The organism is Polynucleobacter sp. MWH-Braz-FAM2G (genome assembly GCF_018687635.1).
Classification (GTDB): Bacteria; Pseudomonadota; Gammaproteobacteria; order Burkholderiales; family Burkholderiaceae; genus Polynucleobacter.
In genome coordinates this window covers 2,161,967-2,172,647 of sequence record NZ_CP061300.1, presented here as the reverse complement: position 1 = coordinate 2,172,647, position 10,681 = coordinate 2,161,967, and the positions used below count along the sequence as shown (strand labels likewise).

The following is a 10,681-nucleotide window of genomic DNA, read 5'->3' as shown; positions in this document are numbered from 1 at the left end:
ATTTTTGGAGGATCCATTGTAGCGATGCTCCAAAGTTATCCACAAGCTAGAAAAACGTGGAAATCCTGTGGATAACTTGTGAATAATAGAAAAATCTCTATTTAAATTAGTGATTTATGAGAAATTTCACTAAAAATAGAGAAAAACACCTACATATTCGTTGAGATGGATTGACCTTTTGCTCTGCAACAAGGAAAATACTTGGTTTTCCAGGGATCTATCATGAAAAGAACTTACCAACCCTCAGTAGTCCGTCGTAAACGTACACATGGCTTTCGCGTTCGTATGAAAACTAAAAGTGGACGTGCCGTTTTGAATGCTCGTCGTGCAAAAGGCCGTAAGCGTTTGGCTGTTTAAGTTAGCCATTGAATAGCGCAAGAATTTCTGAACTACTGAAGACGCGTCCCAAGACAAGTTTGTATTGGGGTGTTTATGTAGCACCTTCCCAAGAGGATGCTAAGCCGGATCTTGGTGTTGCTGTAGCAAAGAAGTTGGCCAAAAGAGCGGTTGATCGAAACCGTCTAAAGCGGATGATTCGCGAATTAGTTTGGGCGGCTCAAGCCAAAACATTAAATCAAGATGTTGTGGTTAAGCTCAAAAAACCAATTGGACGCGAGACTCGGGGCAGACTCAGAAAAAAAGAAAAAGAAATTCTCCGCTCACAAATATCAGGATTAATTTAAGGTGCGCGCATTAAATAATGTGGCAATAAAGCTAGTAAGAATTTATCAACTAGCTTTGAGCCCATATTTTGGTATGCACTGTAAATTTGTGCCTAGCTGTTCGCAATATGCTTGTGACTGCTTTGGCCATTATGGATTTTTTAAAAGCTTCGGGCTAATGGTGTGGCGAATTTTGCGTTGCAACCCATGGTCATCTGGCGGACATGATCCTGCCGTAAAAGAAACGCAACATCAAATTAAGTGAATGTAAATGGACTTTAAAAAAACAATTCTTTGGGCGGTATTCTCGATGTCGGGTCTCTTGCTCTATAACAATTGGCAGGTTCATGAAGGAAAACCTTCTTTGTTCGCGGGTGCGCCAGCGACAGCTACCGTAGCGTCAGATAAGACCGCCGCAGGAAATAAAGTTGATGTGCCTACTCAAATATCTGGATCATCAAATGTGGCCGCTACGCCAGCGGTAAATGCTACAGCTATTGAAGGTGCTGAAAAGTTCACGCTACAGAATGATGTGTTGGTATTGGAAATTAGCGCAAGCGGTGCGAACGTTATTGATGCGAAATTATTGAAATCACTCACTTCGGAAAATAAGCCGATTGAACTTTTTCAATACACGCCAACACATAAATACTTTGCAAGATCTGGTTTGATTTCTTTAAACAACGGCGATCTTCCGAACCACACAAGTACATTCAAATTAGTCCAATCTGGTAAGGATGGATCTGGTCGCCCGTTTGCTGTTTTAGCCAGTGAGCGCAATGGAGTAAAGCTTGAAAAGACTTTCATCCTAAATCCAGGAAGCTATGTTGTGGACGTGGGTCATCGAGTGACACAGACCACCAACAATCCAAACCCACTTGTTCTCTATACAGAGATCGTTCGTGATGCTAGTCAAGAACAAAAAATCGGCCCATTCGGCGGCGCCTTTTCAGCCAGCACCTTTACTGGACCAGCGGCATATACAGATAAAGAAAAGTTTAATAAGCTGGAATTCACAGCGATAGATAAAAATAAAATTACCATTCCAACTCAGGTTGCAGCCGGTGAGCCTGCATGGATTGCCATGGTGCAGCACTATTTTGCAAGCGCTTGGATCCCGGGGGATAAAACTGCTCGAGATATTTATGCTGGCAGAATCGATAACAACCTATATCGAATCGGTATGCAAACCCCGCTTGGAGTGGTTGCATCGGGCGCGGCAGTTGTAGAAAAAGCCAAATTATTTGTTGGGCCACAAGAAGAAAAAGTTTTAGAAACAATTGCCCCTGGTTTTGAGTTGCTTAAAGACTATGGCTATCTCACCATCATTGCCAAACCTATTTTCTGGTTGTTAGAAAAAATTCATGGTTATGTTGGTAACTGGGGTTGGTCAATTATTCTGCTGACTATCTTGATCAAGTTAGTGTTCTTCCCATTGTCCGCTGCAAGCTATAAATCCATGGCTCGTATGAAGGAGGTTCAACCGCGATTGACTGCCATGAGAGAGCAGTACAAGGGTGAACCGCAAAAACTAAATCAAGCCATGATGGAGATGTATCGTAAAGAAAAGATCAATCCATTAGGCGGTTGCTTGCCAGTGGTTATACAGATACCGGTATTTATCGCCTTGTATTGGGTTCTACTTTCTTCTGTTGAAATGCGTGGTGCGCCTTGGATTTTGTGGATTCATGATCTCTCGGTTCCAGACCCTTACTACATATTGCCAATCATTATGGCTGTGTCGATGTTTGTGCAGACCAAACTAAATCCAACGCCACCAGATCCAATTCAGGCAAAAGTAATGATGTACATGCCGATTGTTTTCTCGATCATGTTCTTCTTCTTCCCCTCGGGCTTGGTTTTGTATTGGGTTACGAACAATCTCTTGTCTATTGCACAGCAATGGCAGATTAACCAAATGTTTGGAAAGAAGCCCGCCAAGTAGTTTGATCGCGGTATAAAAAGCTAGTAATAAATTGACGGCAATGATGACTAGAAAACTACCCATCATTGCTCTCGCCACGGCACCAGGAAAAGCCGGTGTTGGAGTTATACGTATAAGCGGTCAGAACTTAAGCTCGTTCGCGAACGCCCTATTTCAAAAAAATCTTGCGCCAAGGCAAGCAAACCTCCTAACTTTGCACGATCAGCATGGTCAAGCTATTGATCAGTTAATCGCAATTTATTTTGCCGGTCCTGCATCCTTTACGGGTGAAGATGTTCTGGAGCTTCAATGCCATGGCGGCCCACAACTTCTTGAATTAGTAATGAAGCGCTGTCTTGAGGTGGGTAAAGACGATGGGTTGGCAATTGCCGAACCTGGCGAATTTACTTTGCGAGCCTATCTAAATAATAAGATTGATTTGGCTCAGGCAGAGGCAATTGCAGATTTAATTGACGCACAAAGTGAGGCAGCCGTTCTTGGCGCAGCACGCTCATTGCAGGGCGCTTTTTCGGATGATATTAATAGCCTGATTGAAGAAATTACACAGCTCAGAATTTTGGTTGAATCAACACTGGATTTTCCAGAAGAAGAAATTGAATTTCTTGAAAACGCTCAAGCTCGACAACGTCTGAGCACCGTCAAAGAAAAACTAAAAACCCTGCTTGAAGGCACCAAGCAAGGAAAGATATTGCGTGATGGCATTCAGTTGGTGTTAGTTGGCGCCCCCAATGTCGGAAAAAGCTCATTGCTTAATCGCTTGGCGGGGGAAGAGGTGGCAATCGTCACCCCTATTGCGGGCACAACTAGGGACAGAGTTAGGGAAAGCATCACTATCGAAGGCGTTCCCATGCACATTATTGATACTGCAGGATTGCGTGAAACATCAGACCTAGTTGAGATAAAGGGCATCGAAAGATCTTGGGATGCTATTCGTTTGGCGGATCTGGTGATTTTTTTAACAGATGCCCAAACCACTTATGAACAAGATGAACTAAAAGCCCAGATTTTGAAAGAACTACCGCCTAAATGTGCTGTTCTCGAGGTAATGAACAAGGCCGACTTGTTGGGGGATTCCACTAATTTGACGACGGGCGAAGCCTTGCTTATTTCTGCCAAAACTGGGGCAGGAATAGACCGGCTTAAGCAAAAAATATTGGGGTTAGTTGGATGGGGCGGCTCTCAAGAGGGGGTGTTTTTAGCCCGCAGAAGGCACTTAGATTGTATTGAGCGAGCTAAAGAGCATATTGAAAGATCGGAGCAGTTTGCAGCAAATGGCAACAATTCGCTGGAGTTATTTGCAGAAGAGCTATCTTTGGCGCAAAGATACCTTGGCGAAATTACTGGAAAACTCCTGCCCGACGACCTTTTAGGAAAAATCTTTAGCCAATTTTGTATTGGCAAGTAAAGGGTTTGTGCTGTGTGGGGTTGGGCATAAAAAATTAACCAAAATGATAAAATTGTCTGATTAAAAAATTCAATCTTCATAGGGAAACATATGACTTCAACTACCAGCGGCCAGATCAATGTGAATGCGCCAGCTTATGTAAAAAACAAGCGTTTAATTGAGTGGGTTGGCGAAGTTGCCGCCTTAACTAAGCCAGATGCCATTCGTTGGTGTGATGGTTCGCAAGCAGAATATGACGAATTTTGCGAGTTGTTGGTTAAGGCAGGCGTTTTCAAGCGCCTGAATCCAGCAAAACGCAAAAATTCATTCCTAGCTTTATCTGATCCGGATGACGTTGCGCGCGTTGAAGATCGCACTTTCATTTGTTCAGCAAAACAAGAAGATGCTGGTCCAACAAACAATTGGGTTGATCCAGCCGAAATGCGCAGCACACTTCAGCCGTTGTTTGATGGTTCGATGCGCGGTAGAACTATGTATGTTGTTCCATTTTCCATGGGCCCAATCGGATCTCCAATTGCACACATTGGTGTTGAGTTGTCCGACAGCCCGTACGTCGCTATCAATATGCGCCTGATGACCCGCATGGGCAAAGCTGTTATTGATCAATTGGGCGCTGATGGAGAGTTTGTTCCATGTGTTCACACTGTTGGCAAGCCTTTGAGCCCAGGCGAAAAGGATATGGCTTGGCCAAATAACAAAACTAAATACATTGTTCACTATCCTGAAACTCGTGAGATTTGGTCTTTTGGTTCTGGTTACGGCGGTAATGCATTGTTGGGTAAAAAATGTTTTGCATTACGTATTGCATCCAATATGGGGCGCGAGCAAGGTTGGCTTGCAGAGCACATGCTGATCTTGGGTGTTACATCGCCTGAAGGAAAAAAATATCACGTAGCCGCAGCATTCCCTTCCGCATGCGGAAAAACAAACTTCTCCATGATGATTCCTCCAAAAGGATTTGATGGTTGGAAGGTGACAACAATTGGTGATGACATTGCTTGGATTAAGCCTCGCAAGGACCCTGTTACTGGCAAAACTCGTTTGTTTGCGATTAATCCTGAGTCTGGCTACTTTGGTGTTGCTCCAGGAACGAATCGTTTAACCAATCCAAATTGCATTGATTCATTGAATGAAGATGTGATTTTCACAAACGTCGGATTGACTGATGATGGTGATGTTTGGTGGGAAGGTTTAACTGATACGCCACCAGCACACTTAATTGACTGGCAAGGTAAGGATTGGACCCCAGCTGATGGAGCTGCAGGTCGTAAGGCTGCCCATCCTAATTCGCGATTTACTATGGCTGCCACAAACAATCCAGCGGTTGATCCTAAGTGGGATGATCCTGAAGGGGTTCCTATTGATGCATTCCTGTTTGGTGGACGCCGTTCAACAACAGTTCCTCTGGTAAGCGAAGCCCGTGACTGGGTAGAGGGTGTTTACATGGCAGCCACAATGGGTTCAGAGACTACTGCCGCTATTACTGGTCAAGTTGGTGTGGTGCGTCGCGATCCATTTGCAATGATTGCATTTGCTGGTTACAACATGAGCGACTACTTCCAGCATTGGCTCAATATTGGCAAGAAGCTTGAAGCTGAAGGCGCAGTGTTGCCAAAGATCTATTGTGTGAATTGGTTCCGCAAGGGTGATGATGGCAAGTTTGTTTGGCCTGGATACGGCGAGAATATGCGTGTTCTTTCTTGGATCTTGGGTCGCGCCGAAGGCACTGCTAACGGAGTTGAGACTGTATTTGGTATCTCACCAGAGCATAAAGATTTGAATTGGCAGGGCTTAGATTTCTCAGTCGATAACTTCGATAAAGTCATTACCGCTAAAGTTGATGACTGGAAAAATGAACTCAAGTTGCATACAGAGTTATTCGAGCATCTTGGCGAGCGTTTGCCAAAAGAGTTGTTAGAAATGCGTGCAAAAATTGAGAAGCGCCTCAATGCTTAATGTGTAGCAAGCAGTACCATTCAATCAAGTAATATTTATTAATGACCAAACCCCAACACCATGAAATAGTGGTGATTGGGGCAGGCATTTGTGGAGCAACCATTGCAAATGAGTTGCTCGAGCGCGGTAGATCGGTTTGCATTATCGACGCCGCCTCCTCTCCTGCCACTGCTTGCTCTAGTCATGCTTATGCCATAGCTCACCCACACATTGGAAAAGGTTCGCCCCGCTTATTGCGTTTAACCCGCCTTGCATTTTTGTTAGCTGAAGAGCGTTGGGGTAATGTTTGGCGACAGCATGGGATATTTCAGCCAACTAAAAAGGATAAAGTTTTTGATCGGGTGCAAACAATAGAGCATCTTCAATCTTTAAATCTTGATAGTGATATGGCAATTGCCTTAGATGCTCAAGATGCTCAAAAGGTTTGCGGGATTTCACAAAGTGGCGTTTGGTTGCCACGCGGCGCTTGCTTAAATTTAAATGAAGCAAGCAGACGGCTATTGCAAAGCCATGACCGTCTAACTTGTATGTGGAACACTCGAGTTGCACGCCTAGAAAAGTCTGGAGACGTGTGGCACTTATTTGATAACGCAAATCAATCGATTGTCTCTGCCGATAAAGTGGTTGTGGCTTGCGCGATAGAGTCAAAGGCTTTGTTGGCTTCTATTGATATACGCTTACCTTTAAAACCTGTTCGTGGGCAACTCAGCATTTTTTCGATTCCAAAAAATGATCCATGGGTTGAAAAATTACCGAGCGTTGGTATATCTGGTGATGGATATTGTTTGCCGGCAATATATTTGGAAGATGGAAGTTATCAGTGGATTGTCGGATCTAGTTTTGATGAAGGTGAAGACGACCTTGCGGCAAGAAAGTCTAGTGATGATTTCAATCGAGAGCAAGCTCTGCGTTTAATAGATTTTGAAGAAGGCGATCCGCGTTCACTCTTAAAGGTTGGTGAGTTTGTTGGTGTTCGTTGTGTTGCAGGAGATCGCCTGCCCATCATCGGCACTCTCTCTCAGCGCCCAGGAATATTCTTGGCAACCGCCCTAGGATCAAGAGGAATTTTATGGTCCGCTCTAGCGGCTAAGTTGATTAGCGCTCAGCTACTAGAGGATGATTTTGCTGTGCTTGCGCGTTTTGGCTTTGCGGCAGACTTGGTTGCTGCGCTAGCCCCCGCCCGTTTTTTTGCAGGGGCTTTAGTTGCGCCGTCAGCTTTGGGCGCTTTTGCTTCAAATTCAAAACCAATTTTGCCTGAAGCATCTAAGGCCAAGTAAGCCTTAAATCCACGCCCAGTTCGATTAGATTTAAAGTTGGCAAGAAGGTCTGTCTTGCCTTCCTTGAGCAATTTTTGAATTTGTTCAGCGGAAACTTCTTGCTGCAAAACAACTTTCCCCGTTTTGAAATCGCAAGATTTATTGGGTCCGGTATTGTTTTCGCAAACATAACGCATACCATCTTCGTAAACTGCACCAGAGCATTTAGGGCAAGCACCCAAGGCCTGACGACCTGTGAAATCTACCGCCTCAGATTCATCATCCTGAGTGTTGCCAAAATCAAACTCCAGTTTGAAGCCTGCATTTGGATAGTCTTTATCGTCTTCTGGAATTTCGCTTAGCTTAATAATGGCTGCAAAAGGACGACCCATTTTGCTGCGGAAACCTTGCAATGGTCCGATAGTTTTTTCGCGCAATAACTCTTCAACTTCTGGGTATTCAAAAGCGCGACCACCTGGCGTTTTGCTGATGGTAAAGCCACATTTTTCGCAAGCAAAACGACGATAGTTTTCTTTTACTGGACCCTTGCAGTGAGGGCACGGCGTGGCCATGGTGGCATATTCGCCAGGAATAGTATCGCTATCGTATTCTTTGGCGCGCTTCACAATGCGTTGAGTCATTTGAGCGATCTCTTGCATGAAGGTATCGCGATTCATCTTGCCTTGCTCGATGAGGGAAAGCTTGTTCTCCCAGCTACCAGTTAAATCAGGACGAGTTAACTCTTCAACATCCAAGCCACGTAACAAAGTCATCAACTGAAAAGCTTTGGCTGTCGGAATGAGCTCGCGCGCTTCACGCACAATGTATTTTTCAGCAAGCAAGCCTTCAATAATGGCCGCCCTTGTTGCGGGAGTCCCCAAACCTTTTTCGGCCATTGCCTCGCGCATTTCATCATCATCAACCCACTTGCCAGCACTTTCCATTGCTGAGAGCAAAGTAGCCTCTGTATAGCGTGCTGGAGGTTTTGTTTTTAAAGGCACCGCTGTTATTGATTCAGTTTGAACAGTTTCGCCTTCTTGGACCGGAACTAGTTCGTCATCTGCCTGGTTGGATTTGCCGTATACCGTTAGCCACCCTGGATTGACAAGGACGCGCCCCTCAGTTTTGAAGTGGTGACCAGATGCTTCGGTAATTCGAGTGGTGACACGAAACTCTGCGGCAGGATAAAAAACTGCCAAGAATCGCCTCACAACTAAATCGTAGAGTTTTGCTTCGGGCTCACTTAAATTTTTTGGCTTTTCTAGAGTTGGGATAATTGCAAAGTGGTCTGAAATTTTTGAATTATCAAAAATGCGTTTGTTAGGTTTGATCCAACCATAGCCAGCTTTTGTTTTTGGATCTTTCGGGTCACCCTGCAGAATTTGCTTTGCAAAACCGCTGTAATCTTGAGAATGCTCAGCAAAATTCTCCATCGTTTGCTTAACGGTATCGAGATAGTCTTCGGGGAGTGCTTTTGCATCAGTACGAGGATAGGTTAAAACCTTGTGTCGTTCATATAAGGCTTGAGCTAGACCGAGGGTATTTTTTGCAGAAAAACCAAAGCGAGCGTTTGCTTCACGCTGCAAGCTGGTTAAGTCAAATAATTGCGGGGCTAGTTGGGTGGCCGGTTTTGCTTCCTCTGTGACATTGGCCTTTTTGCCACGGCATGCGGCAACAATGCTTTGAGCCGCCGCCTCACTCCATAAACGGTTTTCACGTGCATCGGGTTCTGAGACATCCTTTTTAAACTTTGGATCAAACCAGCGACCTTCATAGACACCGGCAGCAGCGATAAATTCTGCTTTGACTTCCCAGTAATCCTTAGAAACAAATTTGCGGATGAGCTCTTCGCGCTCAACCACAATAGAAAGCGTTGGAGTCTGTACGCGACCTACAGTTGTTAAGAAGAAGCCACCGCTTTTGCTATTAAAAGCAGTCATTGCACGCGTGCCGTTGATGCCAACCAACCAGTCAGCCTCAGAGCGACAACGGGCCGCATCAGCAAGCGGTTTCATATCTTCATCGGTACGAAGATGCTCAAAGCCATCGCGAATTGCTGCTGGCGTCATCGATTGCAACCAAAGGCGTTTAATAGATTGAGATGTTTTGGCATGTTGCGCAATTAAGCGGAAAATCAGCTCGCCTTCCCGTCCCGCGTCACAAGCATTAATAAGCGTAGTGACATCTTTGCGTTTAATCAGTTTTTGCAAAACCTTGAGACGCGACTCTGTCTTAGCAATTGGTCGCAAATCGAAATAGGGGGGTACCACAGGCAGGTTGGCAAAAGACCATTTGCCGCGTTTCACATCAAACTCTTCTGGAGCAGCGATTTCTAATAAATGGCCCACGGCAGACGAGATTAGGAATTCATCACTCTCAAAATAATCTTCGTATTTTGTAAAGCCACCCAAGGCTTTGGCAATGTCATTGGCAACCGAGGGTTTTTCGGCAATGATGAGCGCCTTAGGGTGATCCCCAGCGGTTGTCTTTGGGCTGCTTTTCTTGGTAGTTGCTTTGGTTGCCACGCGTTTTGCCTAAATTTGAGCTAGAAATGATGTTTTAAGGGGTAAAAGGGATGACCAATTTAAACCAAAATAGGGCTTGGTCTCATAAATACCCCTTTTTTATTATTAACCGAGAAATTAAAAAAAGTCCAAAATCCCCCATTTTTTGCCTGTTTTGCTCTTGCGTGAGCACCTGTTTTGTTACTAAAAACCCACTTTTTAGCTATTTAAATAAGGGTTTTGGTTAAAAATGTAGTTCTTCAAGCACATCTCTTGGGGTAGTGACTAATTTAGCCCCTTGCTGAATAAGACGGTGGCATCCAGCAGAATTTAAGCCGTGTATCGACCCCGGCAGCGCAAAAACATCTCTTCCAAGGTCTGCGGCTAAGCGAGCGGTAATGAGTGATCCAGACTTTTCTGCCGCCTCTATCACCACCACTCCAAGTGCTAAAGCAGCGATGATGCGATTTCGCTTTGGGAAATGCCATTTTTGGGGTCCAGCCCCCAAGGGAAATTCGGAGATTAATAAACCCTGTCTAGAAATGGCCTGAGAAAGACCAAAATTTTCCTTGGGATAAACGATGTCAATTCCAGTTCCCAAAATTGCGGCGGTAAAGTGATTTGAACCGAGCTCTATTGCCGCAATATGGGCCGCACTATCAATTCCCCTCGCCAGGCCCGAGATAATCAACGCTCCAGCCTTTGATAGGGCCTTAGCAAAGAGTCTTGCGTTTTTTATGCCCTCAGGGCTGGCATTTCTGGAGCCCACGATGGCAATCATGGGCATTTTCAATAGGCTGATGTTTCCACATATATAGAGTGAGCTGGGGGGATCATATAAATCGCGTAATCGAGCGGGGTAAAGACTGTTTTTGTGACTTATTTGAATGGGGTAATTTGGCGCGAGGGGGCTGGACATAAACCTATTTTGTTCTTTGGGGGAATGAGAGCAA

The 10,681-nt window shown here is 44.8% G+C and carries 8 protein-coding genes and 1 pseudogene; 7 read left to right on the top strand and 2 right to left on the bottom strand.

All coding sequences use genetic code 11. The features are described from left to right. Window positions 1–222 precede the first annotated feature (222 nt). From rpmH to mnmC, 7 genes and pseudogenes are all read left to right on the top strand, one after another. Window positions 223–357, top strand: coding sequence for a 50S ribosomal protein L34 (rpmH, locus tag FD973_RS11030; protein WP_215323659.1), 135 nt, complete (start codon window positions 223–225; stop codon window positions 355–357). A gap of 8 nt (window positions 358–365) precedes the next feature. Next, on the top strand, window positions 366–683 hold the full coding sequence (gene rnpA, locus FD973_RS11025; RefSeq protein WP_251368786.1) for a ribonuclease P protein component: 318 nt from the start codon (window positions 366–368) through the stop codon (window positions 681–683). Window position 684: 1 nt separating this feature from the next. Continuing rightward, window positions 685–927, top strand: coding sequence for a membrane protein insertion efficiency factor YidD (yidD, locus tag FD973_RS11020; RefSeq protein WP_215323658.1), 243 nt, complete (start codon window positions 685–687; stop codon window positions 925–927). 6 nt (window positions 928–933) lie between these two features. Beyond that, window positions 934–2,607 (top strand): membrane protein insertase YidC, encoded by a 1,674-nt coding sequence (yidC, locus tag FD973_RS11015; protein ID WP_215323657.1) that lies wholly within the window; start codon window positions 934–936, stop codon window positions 2,605–2,607. A 43-nt stretch (window positions 2,608–2,650) separates the two neighbouring features. Further along, on the top strand, window positions 2,651–4,012 hold the full coding sequence (mnmE, locus tag FD973_RS11010; RefSeq protein ID WP_215324804.1) for a tRNA uridine-5-carboxymethylaminomethyl(34) synthesis GTPase MnmE: 1,362 nt from the start codon (window positions 2,651–2,653) through the stop codon (window positions 4,010–4,012). 90 nt (window positions 4,013–4,102) lie between these two features. Next, window positions 4,103–5,968: a phosphoenolpyruvate carboxykinase (GTP) gene (locus FD973_RS11005; protein ID WP_215323656.1), complete on the top strand. Its 1,866-nt coding sequence runs from the start codon at window positions 4,103–4,105 to the stop codon at window positions 5,966–5,968. A 41-nt stretch (window positions 5,969–6,009) separates the two neighbouring features. Next, window positions 6,010–7,011, top strand: a pseudogene (mnmC, locus tag FD973_RS11090) (FAD-dependent 5-carboxymethylaminomethyl-2-thiouridine(34) oxidoreductase MnmC); the annotation flags it as partial. 59 nt (window positions 7,012–7,070) lie between these two features. Here mnmC and FD973_RS11000 read toward each other — a convergent pair. Continuing rightward, entirely contained in the window at window positions 7,071–9,749 is a 2,679-nt protein-coding gene (locus tag FD973_RS11000) for a DNA topoisomerase III (RefSeq protein ID WP_215323655.1), read from the bottom strand. 223 nt (window positions 9,750–9,972) lie between these two features. Then, the gene (dprA, locus tag FD973_RS10995; protein ID WP_215323654.1) at window positions 9,973–10,647 is read right to left on the bottom strand and encodes a DNA-processing protein DprA; all 675 of its coding nucleotides are present in this window, start codon (window positions 10,645–10,647) and stop codon (window positions 9,973–9,975) included. Between the last annotated feature and the right edge of the window lie 34 nt (window positions 10,648–10,681).

Excerpts from the sequence above, each read along its gene's own strand:
- mnmE (WP_215324804.1), top strand. The coding sequence starts at position 2,651 with ATGACTAGAAAACTACCCATCATTGCTCTCGCCACGGCACCAGGAAAA.
- FD973_RS11005 (WP_215323656.1), top strand. The coding sequence starts at position 4,103 with ATGACTTCAACTACCAGCGGCCAGATCAATGTGAATGCGCCAGCTTAT.
- rpmH (WP_215323659.1), top strand. The coding sequence starts at position 223 with ATGAAAAGAACTTACCAACCCTCAGTAGTCCGTCGTAAACGTACACAT.
- yidC (WP_215323657.1), top strand. The coding sequence starts at position 934 with ATGGACTTTAAAAAAACAATTCTTTGGGCGGTATTCTCGATGTCGGGT.
- dprA (WP_215323654.1), bottom strand. The coding sequence starts at position 10,647 with ATGTCCAGCCCCCTCGCGCCAAATTACCCCATTCAAATAAGTCACAAA.